Origin of the sequence: Vibrio sp. B1FLJ16, from assembly GCF_905175385.1 — a bacterium.
Lineage (GTDB): Bacteria > Pseudomonadota > Gammaproteobacteria > Enterobacterales > Vibrionaceae > Vibrio.
Map to the genome: position 1 here is coordinate 945,426 of NZ_HG992750.1, position 23,626 is coordinate 969,051.

Consider the following 23,626-nt stretch of genomic DNA (forward strand, 5'->3'; position numbering starts at 1 on the left):
TGATGCCACGATGCAGCAAACCATCCTTACGTTCAGTGATTTAGTTCATTATTCCAACATTAGTATCAGCTTTTACTCGACAGACCCTAATCACCAGGAAAACTTTTTCATTTATTTGAATCGTTTCGAATTTTAACTTAATTCATTCAATTTCAATCTAATTCTCGAGAGGTTGGTGATGATTCAAATCATCATCATGCTATTCTTGGCTCCCTTAATGAGAGATGGATTGCATAACGATCCTTCTGTTATTCAGTTAATGTTTGGCAACTGGGATATATATGTCATTACGAGTAAAGCTTATCTGGCCATATTTGGTTGTTATCGCCGTCACTTTTGCAATCAATCGAGGTTACCTCAGTTTCACATCACTCCAATCAGCACCTCGTGATCTTACTGCAGAAATTCACAGTATTTCTCATTCAATTAAAGATGCGCTTAGTTCAAACGACAAGCTCAAGGTACAGACATTAGTTGATGAACTGCTATTACTGGAAACAGTTTCTGCTGTCCAACTCTATACTCAAGAAAGCAATCCTATAATTTTGTTTGAGAAAAGTGATGGTGAAGTGCCGTTCATTAAACCGGATAAAATATTTACTCCGAACAACGATGAGCATAACAACTATTTCTATATTGTAGAGCCGATCGTTTATGGCAGTAATAAGGAAGCGAATTTGGGTATAACCCTAGTGCGCAAACCTATCATTCATAACACTCAGACTTTAATGGAAGATACCGCGCTACTTGCAGCACTTCTAATCATTAGTAGTATTTTTCTGTACGCCTACACTGGCCGCATAATTATTAAACCATTACTTAAGCTCAATGGGACTATACAAGAACTGCTTCACGAACATACAAACTATAATCAAATACGTCATCACGCCAAAGATGAATTTGGCGAGTTAATATATTCGTTTGATCGGATGATGATTAAGCTTCTTCAGCGAGAAAAGCAGCGCCATCATTCATTCGAGGTGCTCAAACAAAAAAGTTCAGTTTCTGAAGATCTAATAGAGTCCATACAATACTCTCTCATCATTACAGACAACCTAGGTACAATCATTCAGTGTAATTCCGCAACCTATAAGATGTTTGATAGAAACCGAGATAAGGTGCTGCAAAGCAATATATGTGATCTTATTAAGACAAAGGCACCCACTGAACTAAAACAAATTCTGGATAAAGGAATAGAACGAAGTGAAATCAAATTAAGGAGTGTTGATAACAAACATCAATATAGCCTTACAAGCAGGTTTTTATCAAAACAAGGTCATTTACTGTTCGAAGTCAGGGATATTACAGAACTTGAAGAGGTAATGAGCCGAGAGCGCATTGCAGGAAGAGTCTTTGAAAATAGCCAGGATGGACTGATTGTAATTAATGAAAATGGCTTGATCACCGTAGTTAATCCAGCAGTTACCAAACTTTTAGGGGTAGAAGCCGAGCAGTTAATAGGGCAGTCAATTGTAAGTGCTATTCGTAGCCACAAACTTCGAAAAATGCTCCCTGGTATAATCAAATCCATAGATAACTTTGGTATTTGGCAGGGAGAAGTCATTGAAAAAATCCTTTCTGGTCAATTAATTCCTTTGTTTGCAAAGGTGAATCGCATCTTGAAGTGCGAGAACCACAAGCTCTATGATTCGGTCATCGTTCTTACCGATCTCTCAGATGCTAAAGAAATGGAGCGGTTAGAATATCTTACACACCATGATTCACTGACAGGATTAGCAAATCGTTCTAAGTTTAATTTGGTGTTGGAAGAACTGGTCAAAAGATCAGCCTACGTACGTGATGAATTTGCAATACTTTATTTAGATTTGGATGGCTTTAAAGCGGTAAACGATACTTATGGCCATGATGCCGGCGACGCAGTGCTCAAAATAGTCTCTGAGCGAATGGCCTCTGTCACGCGCCACACCGATTTGATTGCAAGGTTAGCCGGGGATGAATTTGTTATGCTTATTAATCCAGCGAATCAGGCGATCGTTACTCGTGTCTCAGAGCAGTTACTTGAGAGTATTTCTGCACCAATTTCATATAAAGGTGATACGCTTAATGTTGGTGTAAGTATCGGAGTGAAATTAGTTGGTTTGAATGAAAGGGATGCTGAGAGAGTATTAAAAAGTGCAGATACGGCGATGTATCAGGCGAAGAAATCTGGAAAAGGGCGAGCAATACTCATGGGATATGAGTTGTAATACTGTTTAAATTACTACATGAAAAGCTTAGACTATTCACATTCGCGTCAGAGGGAACAATAAATGAAAGTACTTGTTACAGGTGGTATGGGGTATATCGGAAGCCACACTTGTATTCAAATGATTGAAGCTGGCATGACTCCGGTCATTTTCGATAACTTATATAACAGCAAACCGACGGTGTTAGAGCGAATTGAAAAGGTTTGTAGCGTAAAACCAACATTCATTCAGGCCGATATCCGTGATAAAGCGGCGCTAGTTGAAGCATTGAAATCAAATAATATTGAGGCGGTTATTCATTTCGCAGGTCTGAAAGCGGTTGGTGAATCTGTCGAGAAACCACTTGAGTATTACGACAATAACGTAAACGGTACGTTGGTACTGGTTGATGCCATGCGTGATGCCGGGGTTAAATCACTGGTATTTAGTTCTTCGGCGACTGTTTACGGTGATCCTGCTACTGTACCGATCACTGAAGACTTTCCTACGAGTGCGACGAATCCATATGGCCGCAGTAAGTTAATGGTAGAAGAGTGCTTAACAGACTTCCAAAAAGCAAACCCGGATTGGAGTATCACACTTCTTCGCTATTTCAACCCTGTAGGTTCTCATCCAACGGGTGAACTCGGAGAAGACCCTCAGGGCATCCCAAACAACCTTATGCCTTTTATTTCTCAAGTTGCAGTCGGGCGCCGTGAGTTCCTCTCGGTTTTTGGTAGCGATTATCCGACGAAAGATGGAACGGGCGTCCGAGACTATATTCACGTAATGGATTTGTCTGATGGCCATGTTGCGGCATTAGAAAGAGTTGGTACGAAAGCAGGCCTGCATATTTATAACTTAGGCACTGGCAATGGTTACAGTGTTTTAGAAATGGTAGATGCTTTTAAAAAGGCGAGTGGTAAGGATGTTCCTTACAAGCTGGTGGATCGTCGTCCTGGTGATATAGCAGAATGTTGGGCAGACCCATGCAAAGCTACTACTGAGCTAGGCTGGAAGGCTTCACGCACATTAGAAGAGATGACAGCTGACACGTGGCGTTGGCAATCAGGCAACCCTCAAGGTTACCCAGACTCAGAATAGTCAGTTTACAAAATAGTAACAAAAAGGCGCATTATTGCGCCTTTTTTGATCTGAATCGGAAAAAACGTAAATTTGAGGTTAAAAGGTCGCAACGAACGGTAGAAACGAATAATAGAACTGCTACACTATGCTCGACTTTAACTTTAGGTCGTTAATTTATCTTCATTATTGGGGTCGTTCATGGAGCTAGGTTTAATCATCGCGTTCATCGTCGCAGCTGCTGTGATGGTGAAAAAAGAGATGGCACAACAGTAAGTTTTTCATTTCTCATACTTTTCTTTAACTTTTTTAGAAATGAAAACTAATAAAAAAGCCAGCATTATGCTGGCTTTGTTGTTTCTGTCGGTAAATCCCTAGAATTGGTAATCTACTGAAACACCCCAGTTGCGACCTGGTTGACTATAGTAGTCTTTGTTATCAGTACTATCTAAGCCACGAACATCTTGATACGTCCAGTATTTCTTATCGAATGCGTTAAACAGGCCTGCTGAGATTGTAAGATCTTTCAGTGGTGCGTAGTAAGCGGTAATGTCCATAACGCCATAGCCCGCAGAATCGATTTGATCTTCATCAGCCCAATTGTCTTTCTTTGCAGCTAGTTTAACAGAGGCTAGTGCACCAAATTGATGCTCTTGATTATCGTAACCTAAACCGAGAACTGACGACAGTGGGGCGACAGATTCCAATGCCTCGCCAGTCGATTTATCTTCGCTATCCATATAGGTAATAGAAGCTTTAGCATACAGACCTTTAGGAGCTGACAAGCTTTCGTCTAGCAGTAGAGTAGAACTAAACTCGATACCAGAGATATCAACTTCATCACGGTTAACTATGGTAAAACGCTCTTTGTCAGGATCAATACTATCTAGGTCTTGTGAATCGATGAAATCTTTGTATTGGGTGATAAAGCCTGTTAGCTCAAATTTTGCAAAGTTGTATTGACCGCGTAACCCAAGTTCGTAGGATAAGCTCTTCTCAGCCTCTAGATCTGAGTTTGGAACAAATTCTGCACCTGTGTTGTATTCATAATACAACTGCTCAACAGTCGGAGCTTTAAATCCTTGGCTGACTTGACCGAACGTACTTAGGTTGTCGTTTAGGTGGTACACCGCACCCAGTTTACCAGTCCAGGCGTCGTTACTGTTCTTTTTACGGTCAGTAGTGAAACCCTCATCGGAAGATGGATCAGCTTCGAAAGAGTCATAACGGATACCAGCGTTTAAGACTAATGTATCTTCGAGTAAGAATGCGTTGTCTTGTAAGAAAATACCCCACTGGTTTACTTTCGCGTCCGGGATTGTAGTCGATCCTGGCTTGCTGGTATTCGTGTCGTGGTAGATATCAACGTTGTCGAGTTCAAAGTCAGTATGTGCGTAGTTTACGCCGTATGTCAGCTCATGAATTGAGTTTTCTAGTGTTATGACCTTACCGAACTGGCCATCAAATTGAATGGTTTGATCTTCAGCGGAACGAACGCGTGTACGGTTTCCGTAGTTGAACATAGCCATGCCACTCGATACGAATGCGTAGTTTTCGTTTACTGTTTCCGTTGTCTGATAGTTCAGATCAAGCTTCATTGTGTCGAAAGCAACGTTCGCTTGGGTAAACTCATAGTTCACACCATAACGAGTTCGAGTGGTTTCGTCATTACTTTGAGAATCGTCATAAGTTAGCATTCCTCCTAAAGAGTAATTACCTTTCTGATTATCCTCGTCGTATTGATAATTGTAACGCTCAAATACAAAACCGATTTTATTAGTGTCATTTAAGCGGTAGTACAACTTAGCAAGTACGTTGTTAAGTTCTTTATCCGCAGGGTTTTCTAAACCGCGTTCAGTACCAGGAATGTCTTCACCATCGCCATAAGTCTTTAGTTCACCGCCTGTTGCGTAGGTACCGATTAGCAGCGCTTCAAGATCGCCATGGCGCATTGCCCATGTTAGGGTATTCTTGAATTGTTCATCTGCTGAGTAGTAACTCGATTTAATGCCGAAGCGGTTTTCATCACCATCAGTTTTTAAAACATCAGAAGGATCTTTTGTTTTTAGAACGACAACGCCAGCCATAGCATCTGACCCATATAGTGTCGATGAAGGGCCTTTGTTAATCTCAATGTTGATTAGCGTATCGAGTTCAATAGCATTTGGATAAATAGCCTGTACACCACCGCCACCCGGATTGAATGGTGTCGCTTGTTGAACACCATCTACAACGATTTTAACTCGATCGCCTTCCATGCCTCGAATGTTAAATCCTGAGATACCAAAGCGTCCATCGGTAGTCGCTTCAACACCAGGAGTGTACTGAACCGCGTCGTAAAGGTTTTTAGAAAGAGTACGGTCAATATCTTTTGATGACACTGATTCAACTGAAGCAGATACATCAGTGATGTTTTGCTCAGTTCGTGTTGCAGAAACGACAACTTCTTTGAACTGAGAAGTATCTTGAGCTTGAGCAGTATTTGTGAGAGCTAGTACAATGGAAACTGATAATAATGATTTTTTATACATTGACTTCAATACCTTAAATCCGTGGTAGGTAATAACAACACGGCGATATTAAGTGATCTAAATGGTAATTACTATCATTACGATTGTCATTATTGATGAGTTCAGCATGAACCGAATTACTGAAAATTCAAATTAATACCTTATATATCAACATATTAATTGTATTTTGTTGGTGTTCTGATAAAACTATTCAAATTCTGTCAATGTGACAAAAGTCACGTAATAGGGAGTTAGCGTGCATAGCCCAATCACTTTAGAAGCACTTCATATACTTGATGCAATCGACCGCAGAGGAAGCTTTGCAGCTGCTGCGAATGAGTTAGATCGAGCGCCTTCTTCACTCAGTTATCAAATTCAAAAGATTGAACAAGACTTAGATATCAATATCTTTGATCGTTCTGGTCATAAGGCCCATTTCACAGAGGCAGGTAAGCTCATTTTAGAGAGGGGAAGGGACATTCTAAAAGCGAGTGAAAAGCTGGTAAATGATGCCACCGTTCTTGCGAATGGATGGGAGTTAGATATCACGATTGCATTCGATGGAATAATACCTGTTTCAAACTTCTTCCCGATGGTTGATGCACTTTCTGAAGTAAGCTCTACCAGAGTGAGACTGCAAGAAGAAATACTGGCGGGTAGCTGGGAGTCATTAAATATGGGGCGCGCCGACCTTTTGGTTTGTCCATCTCTGGATACACTTCCGCAAGAAGTAAAATCAGAAAAGATTGGGAAAATGGCCATGCTTTGGGTTGCTGCGGCCGATCATTATGTACATAAGCGTAGTGGCGATTTTGATGATGCGGCGAGAGAGAAATATCGCATTATTGCTATTGCTGATACGGCTAGGGAACAGCCGGCTCTTTCGATGAACATTATACAAAAGCAACCTAGGTTAACCGTGACCAATTTTACAGCGAAGGTCGATGCGCTAAAAGCAGGGTTGGGTATTGGTACACTTCCTAGCCAAATCGCTCAACCGCTTATTGATAGCGGTGAACTACAACAAATCGAAGGTACTGAGCCATTACCGATGGATATTATTCTTGCTTGGCGAAGAAACACCATGGGCGAAGCTAAATCCTGGTGCATACAGTATCTGAAAAAGAACTGGACACTTAAGTGACATTGTCACTCGAATCAATAAGACTATTAAAAATAGTCTTATTTTTGGTTAACTATATGATAAAGATAACTTTTAGCTTAATTCAAAGTTAGCACCATATCGGCAGTGCCATCTTCAAACTGCACATCGATATCAAACCCAAGGCTTTGCGCCAGCATTAGCATTCCGCGGTTAGTTGGCATCGTCATTCCCGAGATTTGCTTGGTACCTTTAACCTTACAATAGCTAATAATCTTATTCATTAGCACCTTACCGAGTCCTTTACCTTTCAAATCTGAACGGATGAGGATTGCAAACTCTGCATCGCTGTTATCTGGTGTGATGAGCGCACGAGCGACACCGATGATTGATGGTCCGTTGCTATCAAAAGCAACGGCCACAAAAGCCATTTCGCGGTCATAATCAATTTGGGTAAAGTTAGCCAGAGCTTCATGGTTGAACTCGCCAACCTCAGAGAAAAATCGTTTATAGAGATCTTCTCTTGATACGCTATTTATAAATTGAGCGTGAAGTGGTTCATCTTCGGGTAAAATAGGGCGAAGCAGTACCGGTTGTCCGTCACGTAAAGTAACTGTTTCTACAAACTCAGCAGGGAACGGGCGAATAGCCAGACGTTTTTGTGCATCGCCTTCATATCTCGCTAACGTAACATCAGCATCAATAATGGTGAGGTCACTACCTGACACTAGCACTGGATGAATATCCAGTCTTTGTATTTCAGGTAACTCAACCGCCATTTGTGATATGCGAACTAAGAACTTCGAAAGCTCTGTAATGTCTAATGCGTCTCTATGCTTCTGCAAACGAATCTTGCCGGATTTCAGAGCTACAACCACGAGGTAACGAGCAAGTGTCATATTTAAAGGAGGTAAAGCGGCCACTGCATCTTGCGAAATGTTCCATTCTGAACCTCCTTGGCCAAGCAAAATGACCGGCCCAAAAACCTTGTCGACGACGATACTGATCCGAAGCTCTTCGGCGCTACCGAGCTTAGCCATGCCTTGTACTAATAGGCCATGAACGTTCGCGGAGGGATAACTGAGTTTCACTGCATCTAAAATAGACTGCGAAGCGTTAGATACCTCATTACTGTTCCTCAGATTTAAAGCAACGCCATGAACATCTGATTTATGCGGAATATCAGGTGAGCGAAGTTTTACCGCCACCGGATAGCCAATGTTTTCTGCCATGTGCACTGCTTCTATAGAATCTGAGGCAATCCAAGTTGGTAGTACGTTAAAGCCAAATAATTTAAAAAGCGGGCTTGTTTGGTGAGTATCTAATGATACTGTTTTTTTATCCAGCAACTGATTGTTTGCCCATTCAATTGCGGTATCAACGCTACCGGAGTGTAATGGTTCTGCCGTGGTCGGTGTCTCCATCAATTGTTTCTGATTTCGTCTGTATTCTACAAGGTGCATGTAGGCAACGACGGCGCTTTCAGGCGTCCGATATGTTGGTATTCCTGCTTTAGTAAATGCAAGGCGTGCTTCTCGAGAGGTTTGTTCACCCGACCAGTTAGTCAGAATATTGAAGTGTTTTTGCCTTGGATGAGACTTAATTGTTTCAATCACGGCTTGAGCAGTTTCAAGCGGGTCGGAAACAGCTGAGGGACTATGCATAATCAAAATAGCATCGGCACAGTCGTTATTCATTAGCGCATTGACGGTATCTGCGTATCTTTTTTTAGTCGCATCGCCAGAAAGATCGATAGGATTAACTTCACGCCAACTTGGGGGGAGTACGGATTTTAGCTGCTCGGTGGATGCTTCATCGAGTTTCGCTAAGTTACCACCGCGTTCGATCAATGTATCTACGGCCATTACCGCAGGTCCGCCTCCATTGGTAATAATCGCCAGGCGCTCACCGCGGAGTGGTACAGAATGAGTAAGGGTTTCAACCGCTGCGAAAAGCTCATGAGTATTACTCACCCGCAACATACCTGTCCTGCGAATCGCTGAATCATAGATAATATCTAAAGTACCACCGTCTTGTTGTTCAATCGCATTCACTTCTTTTGAACGTCCTGCCTTTAACACCAGAATACGGCGGTTTCGTGAGGCGGCACGGGCAGCAGAAAGGAAACGTCGAGCATCTTGTATTGAATCGACATATAGCAAAATAGCTTCTGTATGCCCGTCCATACTTAAGTGATCGAGTAAATCTGCAAAATCGATATCTTGTCCGCGACCTATGGAGATAAATGAAGAAAATCCAATGTTTTTATCGTTCGCCCAATCTAAAACGGTTGTACAGACTGCGGCAGATTGTGAGATAAAGGCAATCTTACCGGGTTTGGCGGCAACAGGTGAAAAAGTGCAGTTGAAATTATGCCATGGCAGTATGATTCCCAGACTATTAGAACCTAGGACCCGGATGTTAAGTGAAGAAACGTCAATGACCTTAGCATCGTCAGAAATAACGATCGCAAACTGGGTGCCTCGTTCGTCTAACTCTTTCAGGAGTTGCTCATTACGAGAAGACTGGGTACACAGGATCGCAATGTCGGGGGTGAAGGGTAGGGAAGCAATGTCTGGATAAGCAATTACGCCCAATACACTTTTGTATTTGGGTGTTACAGGCATGATCGCGCCACCAAATCCACTCTGAAGTAAGTTACGCATTACAACATGACCTGCACGTAACTCCCTTTGTGATGCGCCAACCACCGCAACAGAATCAGGTTTAAAAAGCTTATGTAGTTTATTCATGCGGATTCCTTGCCTCTAACACAATAATGCGGAAAGCCTTAAGCCTTGCTGCTGGATATCAATAATCATAAACGAATAACCTGCAGATAAAATACTCGCGTAATACACAACGTCTAAAAACTGTGCGAGGCATGTAGAGTTTGTGTTACTCATCACACCAAATCAGAAGATTATTGTATTAGAAGCTTGATAATCTAGCTTCCTATCGGCATGATTTGCCGTAGTATTTATTCAGAGCGTTTGTTAATTCATGAAAAAGACCGCAATCATCGGCTTAGCCCTTCTTCTTTCCGCCTGTGCATCTGAAACCTACGTTACAGATACCACCTCAGAGAGTTACCAAGAAGACTACAAACAAGATGTAATATCGAAACCAATAATGGCGTCGGAAAACGCAGTGGTTGAGAAAGATGTTAAGCCAGTAATAGTCAAAGTTCCTGTAAAACCAGAAGAGAAGAAAGTCGTGAAACTCGCTCCTCAGGAAGAGCAGGCAAAACCAGTTAAGATCTTACCGCCGACTAACAAACAACCGGATGCTCAACGATTTGGATACACGATTCAGGTTGCTGCGGTTGGCAGTGAATCAAAAGTCGCTCAGTATGCGACTAAATTACCGCAAAATGACCAACCGATTTGGGAAAACTACAAAGTAGTCAACAATACCAAATGGTATTCGATCCTATATGGAGATTACGCAACTAGTGCAGAGGCACAGCAAGCAATATCAACATTGCCTGCCCAGTTTCAAAAACTGAAGCCATTTGTTAAGAGTATTGATTCGATAAAAAGCTCTGCGTATCCAACACTAAATAAACTAAACTGATAGAACTAAAAAGGGAGCATAGTGCTCCCTTTTTAGTTGTTTAGTTCGTACTCGAACGAATCCTATCACAGTAAAATAACTGTACCTCACTGCTCAAAGGGTTATCATAATACCCAGTATCTTTGTAAGGCTCGGAACGATTGATTCATGATTAAAAATATTCTTCTGCTATGCGGTGGTGGCTCTTCGGAGCATGAAATTTCATTACTGTCTGCTAATTTTGTTGAACAACAACTAAAGCTTATTGAAAACATCCAGGTTACGCGCGTAGAAATCAAAAACGAAGGCTGGATTAATGACCAAGGTGAGTTGGTTTATTTAGATCTCAATACAAAACACTTATGTTCTGATAACGCTAATCAAACAATCGACTTCATCGTTCCTTGCATTCATGGCTTTCCCGGCGAAACAGGTGATATTCAATCACTTTTCGAAATTGCAGGCATTCCTTATCTAGGTTGTGGGCCAGAAGCGAGCAGTAACAGTTTCAACAAAATAACGTCGAAGCTTTGGTACGATGCGTTAGGTATTCCTAATACACCATATCTGTTCTTAACTAAGAATGATGAACACGCTCATACTCAGGCTAAACAAGCATTTGAAAAGTGGGGAAAAGTATTCGTAAAGGCTGCTCGTCAGGGATCATCTGTAGGTTGTTACAGCGTCACTCAAGAAGAGGCGCTCTCGGATGCGGTTAATGCAGCTTTCGGATATTCCGACCAAGTTTTGGTAGAAAAGTCCGTTAAACCAAGAGAGCTAGAAGTTGCAGCTTATGAAATGAACGGACAACTACATATAACTAACCCTGGTGAAGTAATTGCGCCAGATGGTGCGTTTTACTCTTATGATGAAAAATACAGTAGCTCTAGCCACTCATTAACGGAAGTTGAAGCAAAGAACCTTACGCAAGAGCAAATCGCAACGATAAAGCAAGAGTCAGAGACAGTGTTTAAACAGATGAAACTTCGTCATCTATCTCGTATCGACTTTTTCTTAACTGAAGATGGTGAAATTTATTTAAATGAAGTCAACACCTTTCCGGGTATGACACCAATCTCTATGTTCCCGAAAATGCTCGAGAACAATGGCCACAAATTCCACAATTTCCTTGCAGACTGTATCAAAAATGCATGATAACTAACGTTAAATGGTAAAATGTTATGGTAATAGTACGATTGCAGAGCAAAAGATAATTGGAAGCTCAGAATAATTTTAGCAACGTACTAAACTGTGGGTCACTGATATGGCAGTTACAATTTACAGAGGCTATAGGCTACAGTCTAATTTAGAAGGTAACCTTTGGAAAGTAAGGTTAAAGAACCAAGTTTTACAAGGTACATTAACTGCAGTTAAAAAAAGTATTGATTGGTGGTGTGATACAGCGTCGATTATAGAGCCAAAAGAGTTCGAGTTGCTTAGCCCAAGGTATACAAACACTTCAGTAGAACAATCAGAGCTTTTTAACGGCTATACTTTACGCAATGACACTGGCGAAAAAAATGCTTGGTATTGCATGTTCAATGGCAAATTGATTAAAGGTGGAAAACTTGCTATTCAGCGTTATATAGAGGCTTATTTGGCGGCGAAGCAAAAAGCGTTGCTGGCTCAACAACAAAAGAAATAACAGTATGACCTTAGTATATTCAACGGAAACCGGCCGTATCAAACCGGAAGAAGAAAAAGTTTCACGTCCTACCGGTGATGGGATTGTTCGCATTCAACGCCAGACAAAAGGCCGAAAAGGTAAGGGCGTTTGCATAGTAACAGGTTTGGATCTTGATGACGCTCCACTTAAATTATTAGCAGCGGAGCTTAAGAAAGTTTGTGGCTGCGGCGGCTCCGTTAAAGATGGCAATATCGAAATTCAAGGTGACGCAAGAGATAAAATCAAAGCACACTTAGAAAAGAAAGGTATGATCGTTAAGCTAGCTGGTGGTTAAACGACGATTGGCTAAGCCCATATAATGTGGGCTTAGCCTCTACCACATATTAAAAATTGGTTTAATAACCTGTCACATATTGAGAATATGACTTATTTCTTAAAATAGCTTTAACGAAAAGAACAATAAGCATACTTACTGATAAAGTAAACGCTAGGGTTAGTATGAAAAAGAAAATATTAGTTTCTGAATTACTTGCATAATCATATAGTGGAGTACGCTTTAATATTGTGAGAACCCAAGGGTGAATGAAAAATATACCAAAACTAGTTTTAGCTAATAACGACAGGATACGGTTTTTAAACTGATACACTTCGAACAGATAAAATAAAGCCAACACCATACAGACCTTTTGGACAAACATTGTATCTATGCCTCCAAACACTAACATTTCCTTGATGTAGTTCCCTCTATGACCGATTGAGGCTTCGTAAATACAAAGTAATATTATAATAAAGACTAACGCAACTAGTTTAACCTTTGCGTTCAATAACAAAATATCGCGATATTTTGAAAAGCTACAACCAAGCAGATAGAGTGGAGTAAAATATACGAGCATTTGAAAAGGGTTGGTGTTCTCGTAAGATCGATGAACGAGTAGCGATAGAATACACAGAACTGTAATAATAGTGGTTTGGTACTTGCCGTTGAGTTCGATAAACTTGATATGTAGTGGAGTCATTGAAAACAGAAGAAACGCAAACGGAATGTACCAATAGGCGGTTAGCATTCGTCCCGTAAGCATATACTTAATCGTCGTTATAAAAGTAGTGTCTTCACTGTTAAAGAGCATTCGCGGGTCAATTTGGACATCAGCCTCATAAAAACCTGTACCCGTTACGTATAGTAAAGACGTTGCTAACGTACCTAAAACGAGATACGGAACTATGACTGCTTTAAACTTAGATGCATAAAAATCACTAACCTTTGACTTCCGAGAATAAAACACATGATGGAACATGTATCCAGAAATAAAGACAAATAACGCAGTAGAACCGTAAAAAACGTTTTGAAAAGCGAGCCAGGCGCCAGAATTAGTACTCATTCCGTAATGAAAACAGTGAACCGCAACGATACAAATAATTGCTAAGCCCCGATAGTTTTCAATTGATTGTAGGTAAGGTCGCATACAATGATCTCTAATCTAAAAATCAGCAAAATAGCATTCATAATATGCATATTGTATAGCGAGAAATTAAACTCATTATATATTCAATACTAAAGTTTATTTGGTCATACTTTTTTAAGACTTTACGCAAGGGCAATGGAGAACTTTCGTTCTCGTAATCATTTCGCCATTACTGCTTGAACAAACTGTATGTTCCATAAATTGTGAAACGTATAGAACCTTTTGTAGTACAAAACAAATCATAACGTTGTTGGGAAACGATTTAAAAAATGCGAAACAAATGATCTGATGTAGGTATGGGCAATAGCTAGAAAGCGGTTAGCTTTAATATAGATCTTAACAATCGATAGATTATTAAGATCTATATTAAGAATTTTATGGTAAATAGCGATTATGTTTAATCACAGCCTCTAAATTACAGATGAAATTCCAATAGTAGCGGGATAGGTGTCTGAACTAGTAAAGATTTGGCGTAGCGCCATATTGTATTTAACATAATATACATAATGCGCACTAAGGGTTAGAAGATTAGCATTGGTGAATTAAGCTTAGTTACGCCATATTTATTCTTAGCTTCCTTACAAGCTTCTTCGGCTGTCTTGTATGGACCGTGAACTTCGATTTCTCCACAGCGGCCCAGTCATCAACTTTAAAGCCATACTGCTTATTAAGTTCTTGTACTGTATCTTTTGTTACGTTCGATACCATACACGTTGGTTCTGCATCTTGTTCATTCAAATAGCCGAACAACTGGATTGGATATTCCATTAGCTATTTCCTTGCGTATTGAGTAATAAAGCTGAACCGCAGCGCACTTGGTTTATCAACTCAAGCTGACACTCTTGAAGATTTGGCACTAAATATTCTGGGCATGAGCCTGAACTTAAGAACTCGGTTATATCAGATAAACAACTTAATGATTTCCTAAAGTCTTCGTATGTAAAATTCATAGCTCAACTTCCATTTGAATTAGTTTCATGCCGTATTTTGTATCCGTAGCTATTGATTACGAAGCTTGAGCTATCAACTGTGTAAGTTCCTGCTCGATACATACTGTCATCTTTCTCTAATGATCACTGTTAAATCTTGTTTAAATATTAAATTGAATTCATATTAAAACAAGATTAACCTATACATCCCCATATGATTAGCAAGGATATTTGACATGGATAAATTATTAGAGTCTGCATTAAAAATAAAACAGCGGACCATGGTTACAGGCCTTTTTGCTCGGAATGGATTTAAGATAGCAATGACGGATTTCGATGATGTAACATTTGAGCGAGAAGGCGTTCAGGTTGATGTACACTTCGATATGGACTCGAACGCTGAATCAGCTTCAGTTCGAACATTAGAACTTAGCGCATCAACCAAATAAAGCGTTGAACATTCCAGCCGAGCAAATATAGCTCGGCTTTCAAACCTATCTATTCATCTTGAAGATAGACAACCAACATATCGGCCTCTACCGAGTTGGCTACTTTTGGAACTGAAGAAAACAATCGACTTAACAGGTTATGGTGGTGCCCGCATACGACCAAATCAATATTGCTCTGCTTAACGAGACCTTTCAATTTGACGTGCAGATCACCGTTTACCACCATGATCTCGTTGACAGGATAGCCACATTGATCAGCAAGTTCCTGTAGTTCTTGAAGTAAATCCAGTTCTTTTTTAGGTTCTAATACAACTCTGTCTACATCGACATACACGAAGGAAAGCTTACTGTTAGAATCTCTTGCTTGCTTAATTGCTTTATCTATCACGATTTTACTAGACTCAGATAAATCGACCGCGACTAATATATGCGCGTAGTTCATCACTCTTACCCCCAACAATCTTACCAGACTAACTACAAGTCTAGTTCAACTGGACTAATTCAACGCGGCAGATGTGGACAGAAAATTTGCGTTATTCCTATCACTAATATAGTTACCACGTCACCAAGAGCTTAGATCTGTCTCTTAGTACTAACCTCAGTTGTGAAAATCCAACAACATGAATCACCTTATCTTAGCTCACAATATTTATTATCGAATACCTTAATTAGCCCATTTCTCGTAAAGAAAACAACGCTCTCTCTTCGGCATATCAAAACATTTGCAAGCGCTTACTGTTTCTCAACTACAAGCAATTACGAAGCTAAAACTTAAGCAATTAATGTTACAGCGTCTCTTTTGTAAATTATTAGAATAATATTCTAAAGAAAATCCCGCTCATGCCTGGACTGTAATTTTATTACATGCACACTTAAACTTAAGCTCCTTGCTAGACAAAACAACTACGATAAATACTTGTTAATTATAGTTATTTTATAAATAAAGCTTTAATACAACGTTCTTCACCTGCTACATCGCAAGGTAGTTAAACTAAACAGGTAAAACTTTACTAGTTATCTAATATACTTTTTTGTTTTTGCAGTATGGGTACAATCAGGAATATAAGTGACGATGTCACGTAAAGACTCTTTGTAAGATATGTAGAAAAGAAGAGTAAGTTTAGGTAGGTACAAAAAAACAGGGCCTGTGCCCTGCTTCTTAATTTTTACTGTTGTCTCTGACTTTCTGCGTAATCAGCTCGAATTTGTTTAGCAACAATTTTAATGGCTTCAGCTGTGCTTATACCCTTTGCCATTAACTCTTGAATTTGTTCTACGGCTTGTTGTTGCGCTTCGTGTGATAGAGGGGGTAGATCATCAAACATAAAAAAGCTCCTCAAAATGAGGAGCTGACTATAACGATTCGTTTAATAGGTCGCAAGGAAATTAATCGATACTCCCATTGCGTTTTCATTGGTATACCGTGCGGCTATATCAAGTTCAACCAAGTTTAGCGGAGACAAGCCAATACCTGCAGTAATAGTACCTTCGTCATTACTTCGAGCTAAGTTTGTCATGTACCCTGCTCTTAGTGCCATTTGACGTAAAATGTCGATTTCAACACCGGCACGAATCATTTGTGTATTGTCATCAAAGGAAGAAAAACGTTTTTCTTCATTCAAATCATAATCCACACTCATGGTAAAGTAATCCGCTACGATTCCGGCTCCAACGGTAAAAACAGGTCGCATGCTGTATTGGTATGAACGGATCGAGTCTCCGTTATATTGAATCGATTTAGTTTCAATATCTCTGCCAATTAGGTTTTTAGCAGAAATTCCTACTCGGTAAGGCCCAAAGAACCAAAGTGCACCCGCATCCAAGTTGAACATTGTTTCTGCGGTTTCATTTTCACGTAAATCAGCGGCATCAAAGTTACTGAAACTCGTGGCGTACGAGTAAGTGTAAACACGCTGAAGTTTAGGCGTAATACCCAATGAAAGGTGTTGCCCCATGTAGTTTGTGTATTTCGCTAATGAGACACCAGCCTCTGCGACACCAATACTTACTCCTTGGACATAGCTGTCTTCAAGAGGATCTGTGCCTGTTTTATCAATAGTTGGTTGTACAAAAGATTCCGTATAGAGTTTTCCGTATACCGTCGCAGATAGGAACCGATTCGGAATACCAACGGCCACTACTCCACCTAGGTCAAAGTTAACTTTCTGGCCATTAATCTCATCCAATGCATTATTGATTTCAACAGGATCGCTAAGCTTGCTGATCCTATCGATTTCATCAATCAAACCGTATTGATCGTCAAAGCTGAATCCAAAGCTAGGAACAATCATACCCGCGTCATCGTTACGACGATAGATTGCAGTAAGAGCGGGGTTAAAGAATGGTGCAGTTAGATAGGTTGCGGACACAGTACCAACGCCCCCCATCGCATCACTGCGTGCTTCTATTGCATATGTGGCTGCCGAAGATAGATTAGCAAACAGTGATGTGGAGATAGCAATGGTTAAAATCTTGAATTGTTTTTTCATACTACATTTATGTTTTCGTTCGTCCTGAACTTATATCGGCATAAATGTTATTTCTTTAACTATTCTTCTTGCGAAAGGTCATAAGTACGGCTAATAGTTTGAGCTTGTTCAATGATTATGTCTCCCTGCCATCGTCGACTGTTGATGCTCACGGCTAAAACATATCGATCATTGGGAACGCCAGCGAGTTCTAATGAATCTGGGTAGTTGGATTCATAAGTTTTTTTCCACACCTGTTCATATTGCCCTTCTACATAGTCGTATAATCCGACTTCAAGTTGCGGCAATGGGCAGTGCGGATTTCTTAATGCGCTTTTCTCTACTTTCCAGTTCTCTTTCGATGTCCAGCGGACATATTGGCTTGAATTGGAATCACCCAAAATGACCCATGTACGGTACTCTTTTTGATCTTTAGCAACAACGGAAAGATGATACAAACCAGATTCAAGCTTACCTGTTAAATTGTAACGTTTGAGAAAACTACGTTCGTTAGCAATTTCACTGCCTTTTGGCATCTCTTCTATGCCAAATGAACTGTCTGCCGAAATTGAGGTATCCACCCAGCGGCGGAAAGAGATATGATCTATGTCGGTTGTTGCTCTGAGCTTAATAACCAACCTAAAAGTATCTCGTCCCGGACTCTGGATAGTCTGCTGAATGACATTAACGCCACTTATCCATTCAGGTAGAGTCACACCAGTAAGTGCCTTACCACAATCTGTGGTTAAAGATTGCCCTAACAGCTCATTAAGGTGAGAGTTCAACTCTTTATTAGGCTCTGTCTGCCAGAGTTCCACTAATGACGTGAACATTGCTGAAAGGTCATCTTCCAAGAGATGTTGATGAGCCTGCGTCAAAGGTGTATTCGATTGAAACCAATCCATGGAATGGACTGGTTTCACTAACGCTAATGACAAAACTACAGGGAGTAGTATTTTCATTCTTGATTATGCTTTCATTTTGTAGCCAACACCACGCAGTGTTTCAATTTCCAAACCCGGAAGTTTTTGGCGCAGCTGCAATACGTGTGTATCAACGGTACGTGTTGTTGGGAAATGGTTGTAACCCCATACATGATCAAGCAGTTCATCACGAGTAAATACTCGGCCTAAGTTTGAAGCTAGGAAAAGTAGCAAATCAAACTCGGTACGCGTTAAAGTGATTATCTCACCTTTAAACGTGACTTCACGAGTAGCACGATCAATTTCCAACTCTTTTGTCACGACTTTATCTGCGCTGTCCTGATCAGCGGCATCGGGCGCTCTTAGCTGAGCGCGAATCCGAGCAAATAACTCCGCTTCAGCAAAAGGTTTAGTCAAATAGTCATTTGCACCTGAATCAAGACCCGCTACCTTATCTTTTACCGTAACAAGTGCTGTAAGTAAGATGACCGGAACGTCTTTTATTTTTTTCCAGTTAGAGAGATGTTGTACAGAATCACCATCAGGTAATTGTCGATCCAGAATAACTAAATCGGCTTTTTTCCAGACAGGCTCTACATCAGCAATACGCTCCACATGTAAACACTCATATCCTGCTTGTTCCAGGCTAACTAATAAGCCATCAGCTAAGTTTTTGTCGTCCTCAACGAGAAGCAGCGTCTGTTTCACAAGGTATCTCCAATATAAAGGTTGTAGGTGGCCCTATAAGGGACATTTTTCCGCCCATGCGGCCTACCATAGATTCAACAATGGTTAATCCAAGTCCTAACCCGCTCTCACTTACGAACGGTTTTCTTAAACTAGTCCAATCTTTGGCAGTTAAGTTACCGGAATCACGGACTTGGAAAACGATTTTTTCTTCGCTGGTTTGAACATTAAACTCAACCGGCGGAACGCCATACTTAAGAGCATTACGAAGCAGGTTATCAATACAGGTCCCAAGCCAATATACATTAACTTTAGCAGCCACATCTTCGTTTATGCGTAAAAGTACAGCGTTATCAAACTCTTCTTCAATTTTATACTCTAACCACTCAGCAACGGATGGAACCCAATCTGTTGCCAGCATCTGATTATCAGATTGCAAATAATCTTTACTCGCTTCTGCCAATTGGCGCAGGCGTCGTGTATCTTCGCATAGTCTACGGAATTCGTCATAAACACTTTCTGGCAAGTGTTCGAACTCTCTGCGAAACCCTTCAACTGTAAGTGACAGAGACGCAATTGGTGTTCTTAATTCGTGTGTAAGAATTTGCAGTACTAGCATACGGCTGCGAAGTTCTTCACGTTTGCTATTCCAACGATAGACCGCCCAGCCAATCGCCAAAAGAATGTTTGCAATCACGAGAATAATCATGCTGATGCGCACGATCTGGGACTGATCTTCTACATCCCAGCAAATATTTCCTCGTTTAACAAAACAGCTTTTGTTTTCTGACGTCAGCGTATAAGACAACCCTGCCTCATCAACATTATCCCGCCATATTTTTTTTGCGAACACAAAGTAACGGTCACCACGACGCAGCCAGAATTCTCCGTCTTCAATAAACATACTCGCCCCTGCAATCAAAGCATTAATGGCGTCATCGTTCATGTTTTGCAAGCTTTGAAGTAGCTCATCGCCCTCTTCATTGCCACGTTCTTTAATGTGCATGTACTGAGCGAGCTTGGGTTTCAACTCTGGATACTTATCGACATAGCGTGCAGCGTATGTACCGCCGCCAGGGTGAATAAGTCCACTACGAGAAAACCAACGTGGTGTCAGCTCCGTGCCTTTACAAATCGCGCGGGTGAAAACGAGTGGTTCAGTGATCAAGGGGCTTAAAGGCAATTGACCACGACAAGTCTTCGCCAAGCTATAAAGCTGCTGTATATCTTTTAGCGGATAATCTGATGTTTTAGGTAACAGGGAATCAGGCGCCAGTAACTTGGTAGGATAGTTTGATTGCAGAATACGAATATCATACGATTTCAGAGCTTCTTCATGCTTAAAGAGCTCAGTAAACGTATCTATCCTTTCTGGTAATGAATCGGCTAATGCAGTCGCAGAAAAAAGCGACAATAATGGTGCAAAACCGAGCAAAATCTTTTTAATCAAACTGTTACCGTTACTTATTAAATTGAGCCAAACTATACAATAATCTAGATCCAATTGACATTAGGTCACATCAGGATTTGCAGTACTATAACATTGATCACGCACAAAAAAGGCCAGCTAATGCTGGCCTTGGCTAGTTTTAAAACAATCATTGATTATAGTGCTTTAAAAATATTCTCTACGCTTTCTTTTGCATCACCAAACAACATTGATGTGTTTTCTTTAAAGAACAACGGGTTTTGTACACCAGCGTAACCAGTATTCATTGAGCGTTTGAATACAACTACGTTCTTAGCGTTCCAAACTTCCAGTACAGGCATACCTGCAATCGGACTGTTCGGATCTTCTAACGCTGCCGGGTTAACTGTGTCGTTCGCACCAATGACTAGCACGGTATCAGTTTCAGGGAAGTCATCATTGATTTCATCCATTTCCAGAACGATATCATACGGAACCTTCGCTTCTGCCAACAATACGTTCATGTGACCAGGTAGACGGCCAGCTACTGGGTGAATACCAAAGCGCACTTCAATACCTTGAGAACGAAGGGCATCTGTGATTTCATGAACTGGGTATTGTGCCTGTGCTACCGCCATGCCGTATCCCGGAGTGATGATTACAGACTTTGAGTTTTTCAGCATTTCTGCAACTTCTTCAGCGCTAGTTTCGCGGTGCTCGCCCTGCTCTTCATCACCAGAAATTACGATCTCTTGACCAAAGCCACCAGCAATAACACTGACGAAAGAACGGTTCATTGCTTTACACATGATGTAAGACAGAATGGCACCAGAAGAACCTACCAACGCACCTGTTACGATTAGAAGGTCGTTTGCAAGCATGAAACCTGCCGCTGCTGCAGCCCAACCAGAGTAAGAGTTAAGCATCGACACAACGACCGGCATATCCGCACCGCCAATTGATGCTACCAGGTGGTAACCAAACGCAAATGCAATCAACGTCATTATTATAAGAGCGAACATGCTGCCGTCTGCTTTAACGAAATAAATCATTAGAAGCACAGAAACAACAACCGCAGCCAGGTTCATTTTGTGTTTATGAGGAAGATTAAGCGGAGAAGAAGAAATTACACCACGTAACTTACCAAACGCAACAATCGACCCCGTAAACGTCACAGCACCGATGAACACGCCTAGGAATACTTCCACAAGGTGAATAACGTGCTCAGCGTGTGTTGCTGCCTCTGGAGCGTCAAGGTAACTGTTGTAACCTACTAGAACCGCAGCCAAACCCACGAAACTGTGTAGAATTGCAACCAATTCTGGCATTTCAGTCATTTCTACTTTCTTGGCGTAGAAAATACCGATCGCACCACCGATCGCCATAGCGATAATGATCCATCCAAAACCTTGAGCATCAGGGCTAAAGATCGTCGCGATCAGCGCGATCGTCATACCCGCGATACCGTAGTAGTTACCGTTACGAGCTGACTCTTGCTTAGAAAGTCCCGCTAAACTCATGATGAAAAATAATGCAGCTACAATGTAAGCTGCTTGTACTAATCCTGCAGACATTGTGACTCCTTATTTATCTTTACGGAACATTTCAAGCATACGCTTGGTGACGGTGAAACCACCGAAAATGTTGATACTCGCGATCAACACAGCAATAAAGGATAGGAACGAAACAACCCCGTTACCTTGTCCAATCTGAAGTAATGCACCTACAACAATAATGCCTGATATAGCATTGGTCACCGACATCAGTGGAGTATGCAGTGCATGCGTTACGTTCCAAACTACGTAGTAACCCACGACACACGCCAAAACAAACACCGTGAAGTGTGAAAGGAAAGCTGCCGGAGCGACCGATGCAATCCATGCGAAAGCACCTACAGCTGCAACTAAACCAATCAGCTTTTTAGTTGGTGAGGTTGGTTCTTCAACTTTTGGCTCTTTCTTAACAACAGGTTCTTGTTTAGCTTGAGGCTGAGCTGATACCTGAATTGGTGGCGCTGGCCAGGTTATTTCACCTTCTTTAATAACGGTGACACCACGAAGTACAACGTCTTCAAAATCGATGTCGATGTTTCCGTCTTTTTCTTTGCAGAGAAGTTTGATCAGATTTACAAGGTTTGTTGCGTAAAGCTGAGAGGATTGCGTTGGTAAACGGCCAACCATGTCGGTGTAACCAACAATTTTCACGCCATTGTCCGTCATGAACACTTGATCTTTCACTGTGTACTCGCAGTTACCGCCGTTCGCTGCCGCCAAATCGACAATTACGCTACCTGCTTTCATACTGTCGACCATTTCTTTGGTGATCAGCTTCGGTGCAGGCTTTCCTGGGATCAGTGCTGTTGTGATAATGATATCAACATCTTTTGCTTGCTCAGCATATAACTCAGCCGCTTTTTTGTTGAAATCATCAGACATCTCTTTAGCGTAACCGTCACCCGAGCCAGAGTCTTCCTGGAAGTCTACTGTGAGGAACTCAGCACCCATTGACTCAACTTGCTCTTTTACTTCAGGGCGTACGTCGAATGAACGAACAATCGCACCAAGACTCCCTGCTGCTCCGATAGCAGCCAAACCTGCTACACCAGCACCCGCAACAAGCACTTTCGCTGGTGGCACTTTACCCGCAGCGGTAATTTGCCCGGTAAAGAAACGGCCAAATTCATGTGCTGCTTCAACTACTGCACGGTAACCTGCGATGTTCGCCATTGAAGAAAGTGCATCTAAAGCTTGAGCTCGTGAGATACGAGGAACAGAGTCCATTGCAAGGACATTAATATTCTTACTGGAAAGCTGTTCCATCAGTTCTGCATTTTGTGCAGGCCAGATAAAACTGACTAAAGTCGCACCGTCTTGCAGCAACGCAATCTCGTCAATTTCTTTGTCTGCATCAACGATTGGCGCATTCACTTTTAGAATAAGACCAGATGTCCACACTTCTTCACTAGAAACAATCTTCGCGCCAGCAGCCTCATAAGCGGCATCATCGAAACTTGCCAACACCCCTGCTTGAGTTTCGATAGCGACATCGAATCCCAATTTAATTAACTGCTCAACCGACTTTGGCGATGCAGCAACTCGCGATTCACCCGCGAGTATCTCTTTAGGTACACCGATTTGCAAAACGCATACTCCTTGTATACATATAAATTAATGAGTCCCCAAAAGAGCTAAGCTCCACTCTAGTTTTTTATTTCTATCCGTTTAACGCAAGATATT

At 41.3% G+C, this 23,626-nt stretch carries 20 protein-coding genes; 8 read left to right on the top strand and 12 right to left on the bottom strand.

Features of this window, described 5'->3' with window-relative positions:
- The first annotated feature begins 281 nt into the window (after positions 1-281).
- Both KHN79_RS18230 and galE read left to right on the top strand, forming a co-directional pair.
- Positions 282-2,207: a diguanylate cyclase gene (locus KHN79_RS18230; protein ID WP_182009283.1), complete on the top strand. Its 1,926-nt coding sequence runs from the start codon at positions 282-284 to the stop codon at positions 2,205-2,207.
- 63 nt (positions 2,208-2,270) lie between these two features.
- Positions 2,271-3,290: a UDP-glucose 4-epimerase GalE gene (gene galE / locus KHN79_RS18235; protein WP_182009280.1), complete on the top strand. Its 1,020-nt coding sequence runs from the start codon at positions 2,271-2,273 to the stop codon at positions 3,288-3,290.
- Between the two features lie 353 nt (positions 3,291-3,643).
- Here the strand turns inward: galE and KHN79_RS18240 are convergent, their stop codons facing one another.
- Positions 3,644-5,800 carry a TonB-dependent hemoglobin/transferrin/lactoferrin family receptor gene (locus tag KHN79_RS18240; protein WP_182009279.1) on the bottom strand — a complete coding sequence of 719 codons (2,157 nt, stop codon included), beginning with the start codon at positions 5,798-5,800 and terminating at the stop codon, positions 3,644-3,646.
- Between the two features lie 235 nt (positions 5,801-6,035).
- On the opposite strand from KHN79_RS18240, the gene KHN79_RS18245 reads away from it, so the two are divergent.
- Complete coding sequence (locus tag KHN79_RS18245; protein WP_182009277.1) at positions 6,036-6,923, top strand: LysR family transcriptional regulator; 888 nt, start codon at positions 6,036-6,038, stop codon at positions 6,921-6,923.
- Positions 6,924-7,000: 77 nt separating this feature from the next.
- On the opposite strand, the gene KHN79_RS18250 is transcribed toward KHN79_RS18245, so the two are convergent.
- On the bottom strand, positions 7,001-9,634 hold the full coding sequence (locus tag KHN79_RS18250) for a bifunctional acetate--CoA ligase family protein/GNAT family N-acetyltransferase (protein ID WP_182009275.1): 2,634 nt from the start codon (positions 9,632-9,634) through the stop codon (positions 7,001-7,003).
- Positions 9,635-9,884: 250 nt separating this feature from the next.
- Between KHN79_RS18250 and KHN79_RS18255 the strand changes: the two genes are divergently transcribed.
- From KHN79_RS18255 to yciH, 4 genes are all read left to right on the top strand, one after another.
- On the top strand, positions 9,885-10,457 hold the full coding sequence (locus tag KHN79_RS18255) for an SPOR domain-containing protein (RefSeq protein WP_182009274.1): 573 nt from the start codon (positions 9,885-9,887) through the stop codon (positions 10,455-10,457).
- A 147-nt stretch (positions 10,458-10,604) separates the two neighbouring features.
- Positions 10,605-11,591: a D-alanine--D-alanine ligase gene (locus KHN79_RS18260; protein WP_182009273.1), complete on the top strand. Its 987-nt coding sequence runs from the start codon at positions 10,605-10,607 to the stop codon at positions 11,589-11,591.
- A 109-nt stretch (positions 11,592-11,700) separates the two neighbouring features.
- The gene (locus tag KHN79_RS18265) at positions 11,701-12,081 is read left to right on the top strand and encodes a DUF3319 domain-containing protein (RefSeq protein WP_182009272.1); all 381 of its coding nucleotides are present in this window, start codon (positions 11,701-11,703) and stop codon (positions 12,079-12,081) included.
- A gap of 4 nt (positions 12,082-12,085) precedes the next feature.
- On the top strand, positions 12,086-12,397 hold the full coding sequence (gene yciH, locus KHN79_RS18270; RefSeq protein ID WP_182009270.1) for a stress response translation initiation inhibitor YciH: 312 nt from the start codon (positions 12,086-12,088) through the stop codon (positions 12,395-12,397).
- A 61-nt stretch (positions 12,398-12,458) separates the two neighbouring features.
- Here yciH and KHN79_RS18275 read toward each other — a convergent pair whose 3' ends face one another.
- Positions 12,459-13,526 (bottom strand): acyltransferase, encoded by a 1,068-nt coding sequence (locus tag KHN79_RS18275; protein WP_182009269.1) that lies wholly within the window; start codon positions 13,524-13,526, stop codon positions 12,459-12,461.
- Positions 13,527-14,078: 552 nt separating this feature from the next.
- The gene (locus KHN79_RS18280) at positions 14,079-14,294 is read right to left on the bottom strand and encodes a hypothetical protein (protein WP_244812676.1); all 216 of its coding nucleotides are present in this window, start codon (positions 14,292-14,294) and stop codon (positions 14,079-14,081) included.
- A 397-nt stretch (positions 14,295-14,691) separates the two neighbouring features.
- Between KHN79_RS18280 and KHN79_RS18290 the strand changes: the two genes are divergently transcribed.
- Complete coding sequence (locus KHN79_RS18290) at positions 14,692-14,904, top strand: hypothetical protein (RefSeq protein WP_182009267.1); 213 nt, start codon at positions 14,692-14,694, stop codon at positions 14,902-14,904.
- Positions 14,905-14,953: 49 nt separating this feature from the next.
- On the opposite strand, the gene KHN79_RS18295 is transcribed toward KHN79_RS18290, so the two are convergent.
- The 8 genes from KHN79_RS18295 to KHN79_RS18330 form a co-directional block, all read right to left on the bottom strand.
- Positions 14,954-15,346: a universal stress protein gene (locus KHN79_RS18295; RefSeq protein WP_182009266.1), complete on the bottom strand. Its 393-nt coding sequence runs from the start codon at positions 15,344-15,346 to the stop codon at positions 14,954-14,956.
- A gap of 724 nt (positions 15,347-16,070) precedes the next feature.
- Positions 16,071-16,229, bottom strand: coding sequence for a YoaH family protein (locus KHN79_RS18300; RefSeq protein WP_182009265.1), 159 nt, complete (start codon positions 16,227-16,229; stop codon positions 16,071-16,073).
- Between the two features lie 42 nt (positions 16,230-16,271).
- Positions 16,272-17,393, bottom strand: coding sequence for a conjugal transfer protein TraF (locus KHN79_RS18305; protein ID WP_182009264.1), 1,122 nt, complete (start codon positions 17,391-17,393; stop codon positions 16,272-16,274).
- Positions 17,394-17,452: 59 nt separating this feature from the next.
- Positions 17,453-18,334: a DUF2861 family protein gene (locus KHN79_RS18310; RefSeq protein ID WP_182009263.1), complete on the bottom strand. Its 882-nt coding sequence runs from the start codon at positions 18,332-18,334 to the stop codon at positions 17,453-17,455.
- A 6-nt stretch (positions 18,335-18,340) separates the two neighbouring features.
- Complete coding sequence (vxrB, locus tag KHN79_RS18315; protein WP_182009262.1) at positions 18,341-19,003, bottom strand: response regulator transcription factor VxrB; 663 nt, start codon at positions 19,001-19,003, stop codon at positions 18,341-18,343.
- Positions 18,978-20,432, bottom strand: coding sequence for a sensor histidine kinase VxrA (gene vxrA / locus KHN79_RS18320; RefSeq protein WP_182009261.1), 1,455 nt, complete (start codon positions 20,430-20,432; stop codon positions 18,978-18,980). The genes vxrB and vxrA overlap by 26 nt, the downstream gene beginning before the upstream one ends.
- Before the next feature lie 155 nt (positions 20,433-20,587).
- Positions 20,588-21,964 carry a Re/Si-specific NAD(P)(+) transhydrogenase subunit beta gene (pntB, locus tag KHN79_RS18325; RefSeq protein ID WP_182009260.1) on the bottom strand — a complete coding sequence of 459 codons (1,377 nt, stop codon included), beginning with the start codon at positions 21,962-21,964 and terminating at the stop codon, positions 20,588-20,590.
- Between the two features lie 9 nt (positions 21,965-21,973).
- Positions 21,974-23,530, bottom strand: a complete 1,557-nt coding sequence (locus KHN79_RS18330; RefSeq protein WP_182009259.1) for a Re/Si-specific NAD(P)(+) transhydrogenase subunit alpha — start codon at positions 23,528-23,530, stop codon at positions 21,974-21,976.
- Positions 23,531-23,626: the final 96 nt, after the last annotated feature.